The following is an 18,352-nucleotide window of genomic DNA, read 5'->3' on the forward strand; positions in this document are numbered from 1 at the left end:
AGGAGGTGCCTCAGAGTTGCGATCCGCGCAACCGCGCGCGTGCCGGCGCGGTTGCGTTGCGGCGGGGCTCGCGGTAGCGCGCCGGCTATGTCCGTTGATATCGCAACCGTGCGGCGCATCGCTGGGCTCGCCCGCATCGCCATCACCGAGGAGGAGGCCGAGCGGCTCTCCCCCGAACTGGGTAACATCCTCGACTGGATCGAGCAGCTCGGCGAGGTCGACACCGCCGGGATCGAGCCGATGACCGCGGTGATCGCCAATCGCCTGCGGCTGCGCGACGATGTCGTGACCGACGGCGGCATCCGCGAGTCGGTGCTCGCCAACGCGCCCCAGGCCGAGCACGGCTTCTTCACGGTTCCCAAGGTGATCGAGTGACGATCGCCTTCGATCGTCGCTCGATCATCCCGGCGCAGGCCGGGATCTCCTCCCGCATGGACGACCTCTCGTGACCGACCTCACCGATCTCGGCATCCGCGACATCCGCGACGGCGTGCGCGCCGGCACGTTCAGCGCGCGCGAGGTGGCCGAGGCCTTCACCGCCGCGGTCGCCGCCGCCAAGCCGCTCAATGCCTTCCTGGTCGAGACCCCCGAGCACGCGCTCGCCGCCGCGGACGCCGCCGACGCGGCGCGCGCCGCGGGCGAGGCGCCCAAGCCGCTCGCGGGCGTGCCGATCGGGATGAAGGATCTGTTCTGCACGAAGGGCGTGCCGAGCACCGCCGCGAGCCACATCCTCGAGGGCTTCACCCCCGGGTATGAGTCGACCGTGTCGCAGAAGCTGTGGAACGCGGGCGCGGGCATGCTCGGCAAGCTCAATATGGATCAGTTCGCGATGGGCTCGTCGAACGAGACGAGCCACTTCGGCAACGTCGTGAGCCCGTGGCGCCGCGCCGACGGCGGCAACGCGCCGCTCGCGCCGGGCGGCTCGTCGGGCGGCAGCTCCGCCGCGGTGGCGGCGCGGATCGCGCCGGGCGCGACCGGCACCGACACCGGCGGCTCGATCCGCCAGCCTGCGGCGTTCACCGGCATCTCGGGGATCAAGCCGACCTACGGCCGCTGCTCGCGCTGGGGTGTGATCGCCTTCGCCTCGTCGCTCGACCAGGCCGGACCGATGGCGCGCGACGTGCGCGACTGCGCGATCATGCTCGAGGCGATGGCGGGCTTCGACCCGAAGGACGCGACCTCGCTCGACCTCGAGGTGCCGCGCTGGGAGGCGGGGCTCAACGCCTCGCTCAAGGGCAAGCGCGTCGGCATCCCGATGGAATATCGCGTCGACGACATGCCGGCCGATATCGACGCGCTGTGGCAGCGCGGCATCGACTGGCTGCGCGACGCCGGCGCCGAGATCGTCGAGGTGTCGCTGCCGCACACGCGCTACGCGCTGCCGGCCTATTACATCATCGCCCCGGCCGAGGCCTCGTCCAACCTCGCGCGCTACGACGGCGTCCGCTACGGCCTGCGCGACCTGCCCGACGGCGCCAATTTGCAGGAGATGTACGCGCGCACCCGCGCGGAGGGATTCGGCGACGAGGTCAAGCGCCGCATCCTGATCGGCACCTATGTACTGTCGGCGGGCTTCTACGACGCTTATTACTCCCAGGCGCAGAAGGTGCGCACGCTGATCGCGCGCGACTTCGAGCGCGCTTGGGCCCAGTGCGACGTGCTGCTGACGCCGACCGCGCCCTCGGCGGCCTTCGCGCTGGGCGAGAAGGCGGCTGATCCGCTGGCGATGTACCTCAACGACGTCTTCACCGTGCCGTCGTCGCTCGCTGGCCTGCCCGCGATGAGCGTGCCGGGCGGGGTCGACGCGGGCGGTCTGCCGCTCGGCCTTCAGATCATCGGCAAGCCGCTCGACGAGCAGGGCGTGCTCGACGCGGCGCTGGCGATCGAGGAGCGCGCCGGCTTCGTCGCGCGACCGGGGCGCTGGTGGTAGACGGTAATACCGCTGGCGAATAATACTTCGCGGATGGGCAAGCTGACCGATCTGACGTCGAAGGGGCAGGTGACGATCCCGAAGGACGTTCGCGACGCGCTCGGCCTTCGTCCCGGCGAGCCGGTCGAGATCGAGTTGCGCGGCGAGGGAGAGGCGGTGACCCGCCGCGGTCCTGTTCGGGTGACGGCCGACCCAGCCAGGGTCGCGGCGGCGCTCGAACGCATTCGGCGCGTCCAGCGAGATCATCATCACCTCGCTGAAGGGCTCGATCCGGACAGCTATATGGCTGGCTTGCGCGAGCCGGTTCCTTTGCCGCGCGAGATCGGTGAATGACCTTCCTCGATAGCAATATCCTGCTCGATCTTCTCGCACACGCCTCGGCCTTCGGCGACCGGAGCGTGTCTCAGCTCGCGTCGGCCACCGCGATCGGTGCGGTCGCGATCAGCGTCGTCGTGCTGGCCGAATGTGCCGGCCGCTTCGCCGATCGTGAGTCACAGCGCGGTTACCTGGATCGGCTCGGGATAGCGGTGCAGTCGCTCGATGCCGCAGCGGCGTTCTGCGCCGGTGTCGCGCATCGCGCCTACCGTCAGGCCGGCGGCCCTCGCATCGCGGTGCTCGCCGACTTTCTCATCGGGGCTCATGCAGCGACGAGCCCGCAGCCTTCGCTGATTACCCGCGACCGCCAACGTTTCGCTGCTTATTTCCCCGACCTCACCCTCATCACACCCGAGACCGATCATGGCTGACGCATCCACCCCCTATCGTATCAAGGGCGACACCGGCGACTGGGAGGTCGTGATCGGCCTTGAGGTCCACGCCCAGGTGACCAGCCAGGCCAAGCTCTTCTCGGGCGCGGCGACGGCCTTCGGCGCCGAGCCCAACACCCAGGTCTCGCTGGTCGACGCGGCGATGCCCGGCATGCTGCCCGTGCCCAACCGCGAATGTATCCGTCAGGCGGTGCGCACCGGCATGGCGATCGACGCGCAGATCAACCGCTGGTCGCGCTTCGACCGCAAGAATTACTTCTACGCCGATCTCCCGCAGGGGTATCAAATTTCTCAGCTTTATCATCCTCTTGTCGGCGAAGGCTCGGTCGAGATCGAGGACGGCGAGACGGTCAAGACGATCGGGGTCGAGCGCATCCACGTCGAGCAGGATGCGGGCAAGCTGATGCACGATCAGCACCCGACGCGTTCTTACGTCGACCTTAATCGATCGGGGGTGGCGCTGATGGAGATCGTCAGCCGCCCCGACATGCGTTCTCCTTCGGAAGCAGGGGCTTACCTACGCAAGTTGCGGGCGATCCTTCGCTACGTCGGCTCATGCGACGGCAATATGGAGGAGGGTTCGATGCGCGCCGACGTCAATGTCAGCGTGCGGCGCCCCGGCGCCGAGTTCGGGACGCGCACCGAGACCAAGAACGTCAACTCGGTTCGCTTCGTGATGGCGGCGATCGAGCATGAGGCCAAGCGCCAGGTCGAGCTGATCGAGGGCGGCGGCACGGTTGTGCAGGAGACGCGGCTGTTCAATCCCGACAGCGGCACGACGCGGTCGATGCGCTCCAAGGAGGACGCGCACGATTACCGCTATTTCCCCGATCCCGATCTGCTGCCGTTGGAACTGGACGAGGCCTTCCTCGAGGCCTGCCGCGCGAGCCTGCCCGAGCTGCCCGACGCCAAGCGCCAGCGCTACGAGTCGCTCGGCATCACGCCGTACAATGCCGAGGTGCTCACCGCGGAGGTGGAGAGCGCGCGCTGGTTCGACGCGCTGCTGGAGCAGGGCGCGGCGCCGGTCCCGGCGGCGAACTGGGTGACCAGCGAGCTGTTCGGCGCGCTCAATCGACTGGGCAAGTCGATCGGTGACAGCCCCGTGCAGCCGGGCCAGGCGGCCGAGCTGCTCGCGCTGGTGGCGGACGGCACGCTCTCGGGCAGCCTCGCCAAGCAGGTGTTCGAGGCGATGCTCGAGACCGGCGACGCGCCGGGCAAGATCGTCGAGGAGCGAGGGCTCAAGCAGACCAGCGATACCGGCGCGATCGAGGCGGTGATCGGCGAGGTGCTGGCCAAGAACCCGGGCCAGCTGGAACAGTATCGCGGTGGTAAGGTGGCCTTGTTCGGCTTCTTCGTCGGGCAGACGATGAAGGCGATGGGCGGAAAAGCAAACCCTCAGGTCGTCAATGACCTGCTGAAGAAGGCGCTGAACTGAGCCAGTCGCCCGCTTGCCGGTCGGCAGGCGGGCGGTACTTCCTTCCACGGCGGCGGGGTCGTCGACGAGGGGGAAGGACTGTCAGTCTGTCGCGTCGTCCTAGCGGCCTGCTGCGTCGCGCTCGCTTGTGTCGCCGCCGGACCGGTCTTGGCGCAGGAGCGATCGGCGGTGCGACCGGGCTTCACCCTGCCGCGCGGCACCGCGCATATCCTGCTGCTGCGGCCGCATATCACGGTCGGCGCGCAGTCGACCGCGGGTCTCTTCCAGGCCAACGCCGACTGGACCGCACAGGCACGCGAGCAGATCGACGCCGCGCTGGCCGCGGCGCAGCGCACGCTCGGCAACGAGGTGGTGCGCGTCCCCGAGGCGATCGGCGCCGACACGCGGTTGATCGCCGACTATCAGGCGCTGTTCGCCGTCGTCGCCCAGTCGGTGATCGACTGTCAGCTCTTCAAGGGCAAACGGCTGCCGACCAAGAAGCGCGCCGGCCAGTTCGACTGGACGCTCGGCCCGGACGTGGCGCGGATCGCGCGCGGGCAGGGGTGCGACTATGCGCTCTTTGTCGACACCGAGGACGCTTATGGCTCGACCGGGCGCAAGATCTTTCAGGTGCTCGCCGCCGTGACGGTCGGTGTCGGGGTCAGGTCGGGCGAGCACACGGGCTATGCCGGGCTCGTCGACCTGCGCACCGGCGATCTGGTGTGGCTCAACGCCGATCGGCAGATGGGGGGCGACGTGCGCACGCCCGAGGGCGCCGCCGAGCGGGTCGCCGAGTTGTTCGAGGGTTTTCCGGGTAGCGCCGAGGTGCCCGCCGCTCTCACGGTCTCGCCGAAGGCGCGTTGATGGCGTGTGCGGTCGTCCGTGTGGCGCTACGCTTGCCACACTCTGCCTCCCGCTCGAGTCCGTCGACGCGCGAACTGCCGACCCGATACTGCCGCCCTTCGCCGCCGCGTATCAGCCCCGCACCGCTGCGGAACGCGGGCTCTGGATGCAGGCCGACGAGGACGAGCGCCAGCTGCGCGACTCGCACCTGCTGATCGACGATGCCGCCCTCAACGCCTATGTCCGCCATGTGCTGTGCCGCACCGTCGGCGAGGAACGCTGCCACGCCGTCCGGCTGTACGTGCTCCGCGTCCCGGCGATGAACGCCACCACCAGTGCCAGCGGCGCGATCTCGGTGTGGAGCGGGCTGCTGCTGCGCGTGCGCGACGAGGCCGAGCTCGGCGCGGTGCTGGGGCATGAGTTCGCGCATTTCGAGCAGCGCCATATGTTGGCGCTCCAGCATCGCCGGCTCGGCGCGAGCGATCTCGCTGCCTGGACGGCGCTGTTCGCGGGCAGGGCGGCGCCGTTGGTCAGGCTGATCGCGACTGCCAACACCTATTCGTTCAGTCGCGCGCAGGAGAGCGAGGCCGATCCGCTCGGCCTACGCTTCGTCGCCGCCGCGGGCTATGATCCGCGCCGCGTTGCCGAGGTGTGGGCCCGCCAGATGGACGAAGCCGATGCCAGGGCGGCGGGTCGCAAGCAGCGCTCGCGCCGCTACGACGGAGCCCACCTGCTCGACACGCATCCGACCGACCTGGAGCGTATGACCGCGCTGCACGCCGCCGCGGCGGCGCTGCCCGCGGGGGGCGTGACCGAGGCGGCGGCCTATGCCGCGGCGCTGCGACCGTGGCGCGCGGCGTTCCTGGCCGATCAGATCAAGCTCAACGACTTTGGCGGCACCGACTATCTGCTCGGCTAGGTGGCGCAGGACGGCTGGAGCGAGGACCTGCTGTTCGCGCGCGCCGAGCTTTACCGCCAGCGCGGCTACCCGCGCGACCTGGTCGCAGCCGCCGACTTCTACCGTCAGGCGCTCGCGCTCGACCAGCGCCACGCCGAGAGCCACCGCGGGCTCGGCATGGCGCTGCTCCGCGGTGGCGAGGCGGAGGCGGGGCGCGCCGAGCTGCGACGCTATCTCGAGCTTGCGCCCACCGCCGGCGACGCCGCGATGGTGCGCGCGCTCGTCTCATGAAGGATCGCCCGATGAACCGCTCGCTCGGCGCGTGCGCGCTGCTGCTCGTCGCCACCGTCACGCCCGTCTATGCGGGCAATCGCCTGGTCGACGCCGGCCGCCCGATCGCGGTGGCCCATGACACGCTGACGGTGACGCCCGACCGCGAGTGGAACGAGCTCGGCTGGCGAGCGGGCCCACGCTGTGAACGCTGGACCCTCGATGGGGAGGCGCTCAACGCGGTCACGTTCTGCGGTGCGGTCGAGAGCGGCAGGCCGCTGTTCCGCGAGGTGTCGAAGCACGATCAGCCGCTCCCGCATTTTTCCACGACGATGCTGCTCACCGACGTGCCCGATCTCGTCGAGAAGAGCTGCCGCATCGCGCTGGGTGCGTCGCTGATGACGATCGACTCGGCCGAGCCGGCGCGGCTCGACGGCGAGCGCGCGATCCGCTTTCGATACACCTTCACGCGACAGGAGGAGGTAGAGCGGCACGGCGAGGCAATTGCCGCGATCCGCGGCAAGAAGCTGTACTGGATGAGCTACGAGGCGCCCGCGATCCATTATTACGCGCGCGATCTGGAGAGCTGGCGCCGACTCGCCGCGACCACGCGATTCCGCTGAGCCGGCCGAGGCGAGCGCCGGCCGGCTCAGTCGAGCCTCACTGCTGATTATACTCCTGGTTCTTCACCTCGCCGCCGGTTCCGCTGTTGCCGTCGAACTCGCCGGTGTCGGTGAAGCGCGCCGGCTCCTTGCCGCCCTCGCCGCGCGCGACCGCGTCGCTGCGCGCCTCGACCGCCTGCTGAATGTCGGGACGCTCGTCATCGCGGTTCGGGATGGGGTCGATCTCTCGCTCGGTCATGTCGGTCTCGCTCAGATGCTGGGATTGGCGGGCGCAGGGTCGCCGGCGGGCGCCCCGGGGGCGGGGACGTCGATGTCGGGGCCGGGCGGGTTGATCTCGGGCGGCGGCGCGTCGGGCGTGCCGGGTGAGGTCGGCTGCGGCACGTCGGGCGGGCTGACAGGGTTGGTGGCCATCGCTTTTCTCCTTTCCGGGTCAACGTATCGACGCCCGCGGAGTTGCCCGTTCACGGCGCTTGCTCCGGCCGCGCCCGCGGTATAGAGCCCGCCGACCGGCGGTGTCCGACTTGCGGGCGTGGCGGAACTGGTAGACGCGCCAGATTTAGGTTCTGGTATCGCAAGATGTGGGGGTTCGAGTCCCTTCGCCCGCACCAGTCCCCGCGCTTCACGCGGGGTGGCCATCACTCATCCTATTCCAGACGAAAGCGGCCTATGCAGACTGTCGAGACGTTGAACGAGGGCCTGAAGCGCGCCTACACCGTGACCATCCCCGCCAGCGCGATCGCGGGGCGGGTCGACGCCGAGCTGAAGCGCGTCGCGCCGCAGATCCGCATGCCTGGCTTCCGCCCCGGCAAGGTGCCCGCCAACCTCGTGCGCAAGATGCACGGCCCGGCGCTGCACCAGGACGCGCTCAACACCTCGATCCAGGAGGGCATCCAGGCGCTGATCAGCGAGAAGCAGCTGCGCCCCGCGATGCAGCCGTCGGTCGAGCTGACCGAGGGCTATGAAGCGGGCAAGGATGCCGAGCTGAAGGTCGAGCTGGAGGTGCTGCCCCAGGTGCCGGCCCCCGCGATCGAGGGGCTGAAGCTGGAGCGTCTCACCGTGCCGGTCGACGACGCGGCGATCGACGTCCAGCTCAAGCGCTTCGCCGACATGCAGAAGCGCTGGGAGGATGCCGGCGACAAGGCGGCCGAGACCGGCGACCAGGTGACGATGGACTTCGTCGGCAAGACGCTCGACGGCGTCGCCTTCGAGGGCGGCACCGGCAGCGACATGGCGGTCGAGCTCGGCGCGGGTCAGCTGATCCCCGGCTTCGAGGACCAGGTCGTCGGGGTCAAGGCGGGCGACGAACGCAAGATCACCGTGACCTTCCCGGAAGATTACGGCGCCAAGGAGCTGGCCGGCCAGCAGGCGACCTTCGACCTGACGATCAAGGCGGTGAAGACCGCCGCCGAGAGCGCGATCGACGAGGAGCTCGCCAAGGCGCTCGGGCTCGAGAGCCTGGACCAGCTGCGCGGGCTGCTGCGCGGCCAGATCGAGCAGGAGCACAACCAGCTCACGCGCACCTATATGAAGCGCAAGCTGCTCGACCAGCTCGCCGAAGGGCATGATTTCGAGGTGCCGCCGTCGATGGTGGAGGCCGAGTTCAACCAGATCTGGCAGCAGCTCCAGCACGAGGCGACGCACGAGCCCGATCCCCAGGCGGCGCTGGCCGAGATGGAGGCCGAGCGCGACGATTACCGCAAGATCGCCGAGCGTCGCGTCCGCCTCGGTCTGCTGCTGAGCGAGATCGGCCAGGCCAACGGCGTCGAGGTGTCGCAGCAGGAGATGAACCGGCTGATCGCCCAGGCCGCGCAGCAGTATCGCGGCGAGGACCAGCAGCGCTTCGTCCAGTACATTCAGCAGGACCCTATGGCCGCCGCGCAGCTGCGCGCGCCGCTGTACGAGGACAAGGTCGTCGACTTCCTGTTCGACAAGGCCGAGGTGACCGAGCGCGAGACGACGCGCGAGGAGCTCGAGGCGGCGATCGAGAGCGAGGACGGCTTCGCGACCGGCACGCACCACCACGACCACGACAACCACAAGCCCAAGCAGACTCGCGGCAAGAAGAAGTCGGCCGCGAGCGACGGCGAGGGTGGCGCGACCGAGGGCGAGACGCCCGCGGCCGAGAAGCCGGCGAAGAAGTCCGCCGCGAAGAAGGCGGTCAAGGTCGACGAGGCGGTCGAGTCCGGGGTCAGCGCTGACGAGGCCGCGGCCGAGGCCCCCGCGAAGAAGCCGCGCGCCAAGAAGGCGGCGCCGGTGAGCGAGGAGACCCAGGTGCTTGAGTCCGATCCAGCCGCGGCCGAGACGGCGGCGGGCACCGAGGCCGCCGACGCGCCGGCACCCAAGCGCACGCGCGCCAAGAAGCCCGAGTAAGCGGGCGACGACGTCACCGCGACAGCGAAGGAGCCGGGTTGCCATAATGCAGCCCGGCTCTTTCACGTTTCGGTCGGGATCATCGTCTAGGATGACGACAAGGTGAGCGGATCAGAGCGGCAGGACGGCGGATGCAGGGCGGCATGACGGTGGAAGAGACGCGGTCGGCGCCGCGCGTGGCGGTGCTGCTGCCATGCTACAATGAGGAGGCCGCGATCGCCGAGACCATCGCCGGCTTCCGCCGCGCGCTGCCGGCCGCGACCATCTATGTCTACGACAACAACAGCCGCGACGGCACCGTCGCGGTGGCGCGCGCCGCCGGTGCGGTGGTGCGTACCGAGCGGATCCAGGGCAAGGGTGCGGTGGTGCGGCGCATGTTCGCCGACGTCGACGCCGACGTCTATGTCATGGCCGACGGCGACGCGACCTATGACTCCGCGTCGGCGCCCGCGATGGTCGCGCGCGTGCTCGACGAGCAGCTCGACATGATCGTCGGCACGCGCGTGGGCGAGGCAACGGCCGCCTATCGCCGCGGCCACCGGCTCGGCAACAGCCTGCTCACGGGCATGCTCACGCGGTTGTTCGGCCGGAGCTTCAGCGACATCCTCAGCGGCTATCGCGTCTTCTCGCGGCGCTTCGTGAAGAGCTTCCCGGTGTTGTCGGTCGGCTTCGAGATCGAAACCGAGATCAGCGTCCACGCGCTCGAGCTCAAGATGCCGCTCGGCGAGGTCGAGACGCCCTATTACGCGCGCCCGGAGGGCTCGGTGTCGAAGCTCAGCACCTACAGCGACGGCTGGCGCATCCTCCGCACGATCGCGACCCTGTACCGGATCGAGCGACCGCTCTGGTTCTTCGGCGGGGCGGGGGCGCTGCTCGCGCTGCTCGCGATGGTGCTCGCCGCGCCGCTGGCGCTGACCTACGCGCACACGGGTCTCGTGCCCCGGCTGCCGACTGCGGTGCTGGTGACCGGGCTGATGATCCTGGCGGCGCTGTGCGGCTTCGCCGGGCTGATCCTCGACACGGTCGTGCGCGGCCGCCGCGAGGTGCGGCGACTCGCTTATCTCGCGCAGCCGGCGCCACGGCGGGGCGCCGGCAACGGGGCTTGAACAAGCTGCGGCGAGCGCCGATGTTGGCCGCCTTCAGGGCATAAGAAAGTTATTCCATGCACAATCCGTTCGAGACCGGCGACTTCGCAGGCGCCTTGGCGCGCGCCGGCGTCGGCATGCAGCAGACCCAGGCCGGACTCGTCCCCATCGTGATCGAGCAGTCGAACCGCGGCGAGCGCTCGTTCGACATCTTCTCGCGGCTGCTGCGCGAGCGGATCGTGTTCGTCACCGGCGGGGTCGAGGACGGCATGGCCTCGCTGATCTGCGCGCAGCTGCTCTTCCTCGAGTCGGAGAACCCGAAGAAGGACATCTTCATGTACATCAACTCGCCGGGCGGCGTCGTCACGGCGGGCATGGCGATCCATGACACGATGCAATATATCCGCCCGCGCGTCGGCACGCTCTGCATCGGTCAGGCCGCCTCGATGGGCTCGTTCCTGCTGGCCAGCGGTGAGCCGGGCATGCGCGTCGCCACCACCAACAGCCGTATCATGATCCACCAGCCCTCGGGGGGCGCCCAGGGCATGGCGGCGGACATCGAGATCCAGGCGCGCGAGATCCTGCGCATGCGCCACTTCCTCAACTCGCTCTACGCCAAGTACACCGGCAAGCCGCTCGAGGAGATCGAGCTCTCGATGGACCGCGACAAGTTCATGAGCGCCGAGGAGGCCAAGGAGTTCGGCCTGATCGACGAGGTCTTCGACAAGCGCCCCGTGCCGAGCGAGGACGTCAGCGCTGCGGCGTGATCCGGCCGACCGGCGCGACCCACCGCGGCGCGCCGGTCTACCGCGGCGGCGGGCTCCGCGCCGCGGGTCAGCGCCGCGCCGCTACGCCCTTGAAGCCGCGGGGCAGAGGATAGATATTGCGGTTCGGCGACACCGCGGGGTCACGCCGGCGACGGCCCAGATTTTCGCGGCATTGTACGTTGTTGCTTAAGGTGCAGTGCGATAGCCTGCGCCGCGCCCAGGGCAGGCGCCATGCCTGCGACGAAGGATGATCTGAATGACGAAACTCAGTGGCGGCGATAGCAAGAGCACGCTCTATTGCTCGTTCTGCGGCAAGTCGCAGCACGAGGTGCGCAAGCTGATCGCCGGCCCCACCGTGTTCATCTGCGACGAGTGTGTCGAGCTGTGCAACGACATCATCCGCGAGGAGACGAAGTCGGCGCTGGTCGCGAAGAAGGACGGCGGCGTGCCGACCCCGCAGGAGATCTGCGACGTGCTCGACGATTACGTCATCGGGCAGAAGCAGGCCAAGCGCGTGCTCTCGGTGGCGGTGCACAATCACTACAAGCGGCTGAATCACGGCGCCAAGGGCGCGGACGTCGAGCTCGCCAAGAGCAACATCCTGCTGGTCGGCCCGACCGGCTGCGGCAAGACGCTGCTGGCGCAGACGCTCGCGCGCATCCTCGACGTGCCGTTCACCATGGCGGACGCGACGACGCTCACCGAGGCGGGCTATGTCGGCGAGGATGTGGAGAATATCATCCTCAAGCTGCTTCAGGCCTCTGACTATAACGTCGAGCGCGCGCAGCGCGGCATCGTCTACATTGACGAGATCGACAAGATCAGCCGTAAGGCGGAGAACCCGTCGATCACGCGCGACGTGTCGGGCGAGGGCGTGCAGCAGGCGCTGCTGAAGCTGATGGAGGGCACCACCGCGAGCGTGCCGCCGCAAGGCGGTCGCAAGCACCCGCAGCAGGAGTTCCTCCAGGTCGACACGACCAACATTTTGTTCATCTGCGGCGGCGCCTTCTCGGGTCTCGAGAAGATCATCGGCGACCGTCTCCAGGGCAAATCGATCGGCTTCGGCGCCTATGTCGCGTCTCCGGAAGAGAAGCGCACCGGCGAGGTGCTGCGCCAGACCGAGCCGGAGGATCTGCTCAAGTTCGGCCTCATCCCCGAGTTCGTCGGCCGCCTGCCGGTGATCGCGACGCTCGAGGATCTCGATGTGCCCGCGCTGGTCAAGATCCTGGCCGAGCCAAAGAACGCGCTGGTGAAGCAGTATCAGAAGCTGTTCGAGATGGAGGAGGTCAAGCTCGGCTTCACCGACGACGCGCTCACCACCGTCGCCAAGAAGGCGATCGAGCGCAAGACCGGCGCGCGCGGGCTTCGCTCGATCCTCGAGGCAATCCTGCTCGACACGATGTTCGATCTGCCCGGGATGGACTCGGTGGACGAGGTGATGATCGACCGCGACGTGGTCGAGGGACGCAAGGAGCCGGTCCGCGTCTACGCCGAGAAGAAGAAGGCCGGCGAGGTCGCCTGATCGTTCCTCCGCCACGATGCTGGGCCGGGGTGGAGAGCGGCGGGTTCCTCCGGAACCTGCCGACATCCCGGACCTGGTCGGGGATCCAACGTGCCGTTTGTTCGGATAGGATGGCGTAGCGCGAAAGGTGGATCCTGAGACAAGCTCAGGATGGCGGCACGGGGAGGGACGCGGTCACATCGCAGCGCGTCCATCCAGTCTTTGTATGAGCCCCGTGCAGGGCGTCGCGGCACGGCCGCGGCGCCCTTCTTCTTTGCTTATCATGTCCGGCGGATCGCACCGGCCGGCTCGCGCATTGCCTCAGCATGCAGACGACGACCGACGCCCCGCTGCCGCCGCCCCCCGCGCTGATGCCCTGGTGGGCGGTCTGCTTCCCGCTCGCCGGCCTCCTCGCGGTGCTCGCCAGTCTCGCCAAGGTCGGCAACGCGGGCACGATCGCGGCGGCGGTAATCCTGTTCGGCGCGGTGCTCGCGGCGGTTCATCATGCCGAGGTGGTGGCGCATCGCGTCGGCGAGCCGTTCGGCACGCTGGTGCTCGCGATCGCAGTGACCGTGATCGAGGTGTCGCTGATCGTCTCGCTGATGCTGTCCGACGCGGGGGACGCCTCGGCACTGGCGCGCGACACCGTGCTCGCGGCGATCATGATCATCCTCAACGGCATCATCGGCCTGTGCCTGATGGTGGGCGGCGTGATCCACGGCGAGCAGCGCTTCTCGCTGCGCGGCGCGAGCGCGGCGCTGTGCACGCTGGCCGCGCTGGCGATCCTGACCCTGGTCCTCTCGAACTACACCTCGACCACCGCCGGGCCGAGCTATTCGACGTCGCAGCTCATCCTGGTCGCGGTGGTCAGCCTGTTCCTCTACGGCGTGTTCGTGATGGTGCAGACGCTGCGCCACCGTGACTATTTCCTGAGCGCCGAGGGCGAGGAGGATCATGGCGCCGTACCCGACGGGCGCACCACCTGGACCGCCTTCGCGCTGCTCCTCGTCGCGCTGGTCGCGGTGGTGCTGCTCGCCAAGGCGCTGTCGGCAACGATCGAGCGCGCGGTGCTCGACGCCGGACTGCCGCTCGCCGTCGTCGGCGTGGTGATCGCGGCGCTGGTGCTCGCGCCGGAGGGCCTCGCCGCCGTCCGCGCCGCGCGGCGCAATCGCATCCAGACCAGCCTCAATCTCGCGCTCGGCTCGGCACTGGCGACGATCGGGCTGACGATTCCGGCGGTGGCAATCGTCAGCCTCGTGCTCGACCTGCCGCTCGCGCTCGGGATCGGCGCGAAGAGCCTGGTGCTGCTCGCGCTCTCGCTGTTCGTCGCGACGATCTCGCTCGGCAACGGCAGAACCACCGTGTTGCAGGGCGCGGTGCATTTGGTGATCTTCGCGGTCTATCTGTTCACCACGGTGGTACCATGAGCTGGCAGCTCACCGCGAACGCTGTCGTGCCGCCAGCGCGATGCCGGCCGCGATCTGCAGCACGGCATAGGCGCGCCGTCGCCCCGGCCGGTCGACGAAGGGTGCGACCAGCGCCTCCGCCCCCAGCGCGCGCTCCTGCCAGAGCGCGACGTGGCGGCGCGGGTGGAGCAGCCCGAGAATGCCGTCGCCGATCATGAAGACCGCCGCCATCTCGGCGCCGCGTCGTGCCAGTAACTGGCTCATCTCGAGGTCGTCGGTCGCGCGCGCCATGCCTGATACTCCTCCACCGCGACCGAGCGGCGCAGCACGCGCGCCGCCGGGTCGATCGTGACGTGCGCTCCGGCCGGGACGCGCACCTCACCCGGCACCGCGACGCGCCGCACTTTCTCTCCGACCTGGACCTCGACCGGCATCGCGAAGACGCGTGGTCGCTCGGTCTTCCAGGCGAGGTGAAGCACGTCGCCGTCCTGCGTTGCCAGCAGCTCCGGTAACGCACGGTCGCGCAGATAGGTGTCGAAGAACCAGCGATAATCCTTGCCGGTCACGCGCGCGACGATCGCCTCGAAGTCGCGCGTTGAGCCGTAGCGGGGGCGAAAGTTGCCGGGGCTCGGGTCGGGGCGGCCGTAGACCAGCCGCCGCACCGACCCGTAGAAAGCGGCGTCGCCGATCAGCCAGCGCAACGTGTGGAGCGTCCAAGAACCTTTGTAGTAGATGTCGGTTCCCGCGCCGCCCTTGGCGGGCTCATACACCTCCTCTTCGGTGAGCACGCGGTCGCGCACGATCGGGGCGCGGTTCGCAATCTGGTTCCGCTGTGCCTCGAGCATCACGGCGTAGCGCGCCTCGCCCTCGCGCCAGCGGCCGTAGAGCGGCTGCATGTAGCTGCCGAAACCCTCGTGCAGCCAGTAATCGTCCCAGTTGGCGGCGGTCAGCTGGTTGCCGAACCACTCGTGCGAGAATTCGTGGTGGAAGAGCCAGTCGAACCCCTCGGGCGCCTTGGCATAGCCGTTGCCATAAGCGTTGATCGTCTGGTGCTCCATGCCCTTGTGCGGCGTCTCGACCACGCCGAGCTTCTCGTCGCCGAAGGGATAGGGGCCGATCACCGTCTCGAAGAAGTCGAGCGTCGGCGCGAACTCGGCGAAGAGCGCGCGCGCCTGCGCCTCCTCGCCCGGCAGATACCAGTAAGCGAGCGGGATTTGGTTGCCGTAGCGGCTGCGATAGCAACCCTCGATCACTTCATAAGGGCCGAGGTTGATCGCGATGGCATAGGTGTTGGGCTGGCGCGCGCGCCAGTGCCACAGGCTGCGCCCGTCGGGCAGCGTGTCGACGCCGAGCAGGCGGCCGTTCGACGGCGCTTTCAGTCCCGGAGGCGCGGTAATGTGAAGCAATGCCTCGCCCGGCTCGCCCTCGGGGAAGTCGAGGCAGGGCCAGAGCAGGTCGCAGCCATAGCCCTCGGTCGTGGTCGCGATCCAGGGATGGCCATCTGGCGTGGTCGACCAGACAATGCCGTCGTCCCACGGCGCGTTGACCGCGACGTGCGGCGTCCCGTCATAGGCGATGTCGACCGCGGCGGTCGCGTCCTTCGCCAGCGGCACCGCGAGCGCGAGCTGGCCGTCCGGGCGCCGCACCGACGTGGCCGGGAGTGCGCGGCCGTCGACCGTGACCGAGCGCACCGAGTAATTGGAGTCGAGGTCGAGCAGCAGTCGCGGCACCGTGGCCGCCGCGCGCACACCGAGGCGGGCGCGCGCCGTCAGCGTCCGCCGTGCGGGGTCGAGCTCGAACCAGAGTTCGGCCGAGACGAGCCGGAGCGCAGCCTGCTCGGGCGGGCGGACTCCGCCCGAGCGCTGCGTCTGCGCGGTGATCGCAGGCTCGCCCTTGCCGGGCAGGTGTGGCCGCTGCGCCGCGGTGGCGCCGCTCACGGCCAGCGCCAGGGCGGTCGCAGACACTGCCAGATTGATGCGGCGCCCCCACACACCATATAAAGCGCGTTGGCCGTCCTCATCGGGCGGCGCCGGAGTATCCATGACGTCCACTTTCCCCGTACTGCCGCTTCGCGACATCGTCGTCTTCCCGCACATGATCGTGCCGCTGTTCGTCGGACGCGACAAGTCGGTCGCCGCGCTCGAGGCGGCGATGGCCGCGGACAAGGAGATCTACCTGGTCGCGCAGCTCGACCCGGCGGAGGACGACCCGTCGCGCGACGACCTCTACACGATGGGCGTCACCGCGACGGTGCTCCAGCTGCTCAAGCTGCCTGACGGCACCGTGCGCGTGCTGGTCGAGGGCAAGGCGCGCGCCACGCTGGAGACGCTGGAGGAGAGCGGGGCCTATCTCACCGCCACCGTCGCGCCGGTCGCCGACGCCGAGGTGGAAGGGCCGGAGCTGGCCGCGCTGATGCGCTCGGTGGTCGACCAATTCGAGAATTACGCCAAGCTCAACCGCAAGCTTCCCGCCGAGCTGGCGGCGCAGTTGGCCGAGATCAGCGGCGCGGGACAGCTCTCCGATACGGTCGCCGGCAACATTCAGGTGAAGGTCGCCGAGAAGCAGTCGCTGCTGATGGAGTCCGATCCGCTCAAGCGGCTCGAGATGGCCTATGCGCTGATGGAGGGCGAGCTCGGCGTCCTCCAGGTCGAGAAGAAGATCAAGAGCCGCGTCAAGCGCCAGATGGAGAAGACGCAGCGCGAATATTATCTCAACGAGCAGCTCAAGGCGATCCAGCGTGAGCTGGGCAACGAGGGCGAGGAGGGCGAGGGCGACGAGATCGCCGAGCTCACCCAGAAGATCGCGACGCTGCGGCTCTCCAAGGAGGCGCGGAGCAAGGCGACCGCCGAGCTTAAGAAGCTCAAGACGATGGCGCCGATGAGCGCCGAGGCGACCGTGGTGCGCAACTACCTCGACGTGCTGCTCGGCCTGCCCTGGGGCAAGAAGAGCAAGATCAAGAAGGACATCGCCGCCGCGCAGGCGGTGCTGGACGAGGATCACTACGCGCTGGAGAAGGTCAAGGACCGGATCGTCGAATATCTCGCGGTGCAGGCGCGCACCAACAAGCTGAAGGGGCCGATCCTGTGCCTCGTCGGTCCGCCCGGCGTCGGCAAGACCTCGCTGGGCAAGTCGATCGCCAAGGCGACCGGGCGCGAGTTCATCCGCCAGTCGCTCGGCGGCGTGCGCGACGAGGCCGAGATTCGCGGCCATCGCCGCACCTATATCGGCTCGCTGCCGGGCAAGGTGGTCACCAACCTCAAGAAGGCGGGGACCAGCAACCCCCTGTTCCTGCTCGACGAGATCGACAAGCTCGGGCAGGATTTCCGCGGCGACCCGGCCTCGGCGCTGCTCGAGGTGCTCGACCCGGAGCAGAACGCGCGCTTCAACGATCATTACCTTGAGATCGACATCGATCTCAGCGACGTGATGTTCGTCTGTACCGCCAACTCGCTCAACCTGCCGCAACCGCTGCTCGACCGCATGGAGATCATCCGGCTGGAAGGCTACACCGAGGACGAGAAGGTCGAGATCGCCGAGCGCCACCTCATCGCCAAGCAGGTGCAGGCCCATGGGCTCAAGCCGGGCGAGTTCACGCTCACCGACGAGGGGCTGCGCGCGCTGATCCAGCGCTACACGCGCGAGGCGGGCGTTCGCACGCTTGAGCGCGAGGTTGCCAAGCTGTGCCGCAAGGCGTTGCGCCAAATTCTCGAGGGCAAGGTTACGAGCGTGACGATCACGCCCGACAATCTCGCCGACTTCGCGGGCGTGCAGAAGTTCCGCCACGGCCTGTCCGAGACCGAGGACCAGATCGGCGCGGTCACCGGCCTCGCCTGGACCGAGGTCGGCGGCGAGCTGCTGACGATCGAGAGCGTCACGGTGCCGGGCAAGGGCCAGGCCAAGGTGACGGGCAAGCTCGGCGACGTGATGAAGGAGTCGGTCCAGGCGGCGTACAGCTTTGTCCAGGCGCGCTCGCCGTCCTTCGGGATCAAGCCCAGCCTGTTCCACCGCAAGGACATCCACATCCACCTGCCCGAGGGCGCGGTGCCCAAGGACGGGCCGTCGGCGGGTATCGGGCTGGTCACCTCGATCGTCTCGACGCTCACGGGCATCCCCGTGCGCAAGGAGGTGGCGATGACGGGTGAGGTGACGCTGCGCGGCCGCGTGCTGCCGATCGGCGGGCTCAAGGAGAAGCTGCTCGCGGCGCTCCGCGGCGGAATCGAGACGGTGCTGATCCCGAAGGAGAATGAGAAGGACCTCACGGAAATACCGGCGAACATCCGCGAGGGGTTGCGGATCGTGCCGGTCAGCCACGTCGACGAGGTGCTCAAGCTCGCGCTAACCCAGCCACTCGAGGCGATCGACTGGACCGAGGCGGACGAACTGGCGGCGCTTCCGCCCGCGCCGATCACGCCCGTTGGCGGCGAGCTGCATCACTAATTTACGTTAACGCTGCGTAACTTACTCCCGCCGCATCCTGT

The 18,352-nt window shown here is 68.8% G+C and carries 19 protein-coding genes and 1 tRNA gene; 16 read left to right on the plus strand and 4 right to left on the minus strand.

Annotation, left to right across the window (positions count from 1 at the left end):
• Positions 1-87 precede the first annotated feature (87 nt).
• The 9 genes from gatC to FHY03_RS07410 all read left to right on the plus strand — a co-directional run bounded on the left by gatC (position 88) and on the right by FHY03_RS07410 (position 6,745).
• Positions 88-375: an Asp-tRNA(Asn)/Glu-tRNA(Gln) amidotransferase subunit GatC gene (gatC, locus tag FHY03_RS07375; protein WP_183920676.1), complete on the plus strand. Its 288-nt coding sequence runs from the start codon at positions 88-90 to the stop codon at positions 373-375.
• Positions 376-445: 70 nt separating this feature from the next.
• Positions 446-1,930 (plus strand): Asp-tRNA(Asn)/Glu-tRNA(Gln) amidotransferase subunit GatA, encoded by a 1,485-nt coding sequence (gene gatA / locus FHY03_RS07380; RefSeq protein ID WP_183929777.1) that lies wholly within the window; start codon positions 446-448, stop codon positions 1,928-1,930.
• Positions 1,931-1,963: 33 nt separating this feature from the next.
• On the plus strand, positions 1,964-2,263 hold the full coding sequence (locus tag FHY03_RS07385; protein ID WP_183920674.1) for an AbrB/MazE/SpoVT family DNA-binding domain-containing protein: 300 nt from the start codon (positions 1,964-1,966) through the stop codon (positions 2,261-2,263).
• Positions 2,260-2,676 carry a type II toxin-antitoxin system VapC family toxin gene (locus tag FHY03_RS07390; protein ID WP_183929779.1) on the plus strand — a complete coding sequence of 139 codons (417 nt, stop codon included), beginning with the start codon at positions 2,260-2,262 and terminating at the stop codon, positions 2,674-2,676. Before FHY03_RS07385 ends, FHY03_RS07390 begins: the two co-directional genes overlap by 4 nt.
• Positions 2,669-4,132: an Asp-tRNA(Asn)/Glu-tRNA(Gln) amidotransferase subunit GatB gene (gene gatB, locus FHY03_RS07395; RefSeq protein WP_183929781.1), complete on the plus strand. Its 1,464-nt coding sequence runs from the start codon at positions 2,669-2,671 to the stop codon at positions 4,130-4,132. Before FHY03_RS07390 ends, gatB begins: the two co-directional genes overlap by 8 nt.
• 168 nt (positions 4,133-4,300) lie before the next feature.
• The gene (locus FHY03_RS07400; protein WP_311721334.1) at positions 4,301-4,975 is read left to right on the plus strand and encodes a hypothetical protein; all 675 of its coding nucleotides are present in this window, start codon (positions 4,301-4,303) and stop codon (positions 4,973-4,975) included.
• 145 nt (positions 4,976-5,120) lie between these two features.
• Entirely contained in the window at positions 5,121-5,873 is a 753-nt protein-coding gene (locus tag FHY03_RS07405) for a M48 family metallopeptidase (protein ID WP_260158765.1), read from the plus strand.
• Positions 5,874-6,143 (plus strand): tetratricopeptide repeat protein, encoded by a 270-nt coding sequence (locus tag FHY03_RS21000; RefSeq protein WP_260158766.1) that lies wholly within the window; start codon positions 5,874-5,876, stop codon positions 6,141-6,143.
• Positions 6,144-6,154: 11 nt separating this feature from the next.
• On the plus strand, positions 6,155-6,745 hold the full coding sequence (locus FHY03_RS07410) for a hypothetical protein (protein ID WP_183929783.1): 591 nt from the start codon (positions 6,155-6,157) through the stop codon (positions 6,743-6,745).
• A 37-nt stretch (positions 6,746-6,782) separates the two neighbouring features.
• On the opposite strand, the gene FHY03_RS07415 is transcribed toward FHY03_RS07410, so the two are convergent.
• Positions 6,783-6,983 carry a hypothetical protein gene (locus tag FHY03_RS07415; protein WP_183920670.1) on the minus strand — a complete coding sequence of 67 codons (201 nt, stop codon included), beginning with the start codon at positions 6,981-6,983 and terminating at the stop codon, positions 6,783-6,785.
• Positions 6,984-6,994: 11 nt separating this feature from the next.
• Positions 6,995-7,156 (minus strand): hypothetical protein, encoded by a 162-nt coding sequence (locus FHY03_RS07420; protein ID WP_165927005.1) that lies wholly within the window; start codon positions 7,154-7,156, stop codon positions 6,995-6,997.
• 112 nt (positions 7,157-7,268) lie between these two features.
• Between FHY03_RS07420 and FHY03_RS07425 the strand changes: the two genes are divergently transcribed.
• The 6 genes from FHY03_RS07425 to FHY03_RS07450 all read left to right on the plus strand — a co-directional run bounded on the left by FHY03_RS07425 (position 7,269) and on the right by FHY03_RS07450 (position 13,895).
• Positions 7,269-7,353, plus strand: a tRNA-Leu gene (locus tag FHY03_RS07425).
• A 58-nt stretch (positions 7,354-7,411) separates the two neighbouring features.
• On the plus strand, positions 7,412-9,115 hold the full coding sequence (gene tig / locus FHY03_RS07430) for a trigger factor (RefSeq protein WP_183929785.1): 1,704 nt from the start codon (positions 7,412-7,414) through the stop codon (positions 9,113-9,115).
• Positions 9,116-9,258: 143 nt separating this feature from the next.
• Positions 9,259-10,221, plus strand: a complete 963-nt coding sequence (locus FHY03_RS07435; RefSeq protein WP_183929787.1) for a glycosyltransferase family 2 protein — start codon at positions 9,259-9,261, stop codon at positions 10,219-10,221.
• 56 nt (positions 10,222-10,277) lie between these two features.
• A complete protein-coding gene (locus tag FHY03_RS07440) occupies positions 10,278-10,967 on the plus strand; it encodes an ATP-dependent Clp protease proteolytic subunit (protein ID WP_183920668.1) in 690 nt (229 codons plus the stop codon).
• A 256-nt stretch (positions 10,968-11,223) separates the two neighbouring features.
• On the plus strand, positions 11,224-12,489 hold the full coding sequence (gene clpX / locus FHY03_RS07445; protein WP_183920667.1) for an ATP-dependent Clp protease ATP-binding subunit ClpX: 1,266 nt from the start codon (positions 11,224-11,226) through the stop codon (positions 12,487-12,489).
• 305 nt (positions 12,490-12,794) lie between these two features.
• A complete protein-coding gene (locus tag FHY03_RS07450; protein ID WP_260158768.1) occupies positions 12,795-13,895 on the plus strand; it encodes a calcium:proton antiporter in 1,101 nt (366 codons plus the stop codon).
• A gap of 9 nt (positions 13,896-13,904) precedes the next feature.
• Here the strand turns inward: FHY03_RS07450 and FHY03_RS07455 are convergent, their stop codons facing one another.
• Positions 13,905-14,165: a hypothetical protein gene (locus FHY03_RS07455; RefSeq protein ID WP_183920666.1), complete on the minus strand. Its 261-nt coding sequence runs from the start codon at positions 14,163-14,165 to the stop codon at positions 13,905-13,907.
• On the minus strand, positions 14,135-15,838 hold the full coding sequence (locus FHY03_RS07460) for a M1 family metallopeptidase (protein WP_311721335.1): 1,704 nt from the start codon (positions 15,836-15,838) through the stop codon (positions 14,135-14,137). Before FHY03_RS07460 ends, FHY03_RS07455 begins: the two co-directional genes overlap by 31 nt.
• A gap of 76 nt (positions 15,839-15,914) precedes the next feature.
• On the opposite strand from FHY03_RS07460, the gene lon reads away from it, so the two are divergent.
• On the plus strand, positions 15,915-18,311 hold the full coding sequence (gene lon, locus FHY03_RS07465; RefSeq protein WP_183920664.1) for an endopeptidase La: 2,397 nt from the start codon (positions 15,915-15,917) through the stop codon (positions 18,309-18,311).
• Positions 18,312-18,352 lie beyond the last annotated feature (41 nt).

This window comes from Sphingomonas sp. BK345, from assembly GCF_014193845.1.
Classification (GTDB): domain Bacteria; phylum Pseudomonadota; class Alphaproteobacteria; order Sphingomonadales; family Sphingomonadaceae; genus Sphingomonas.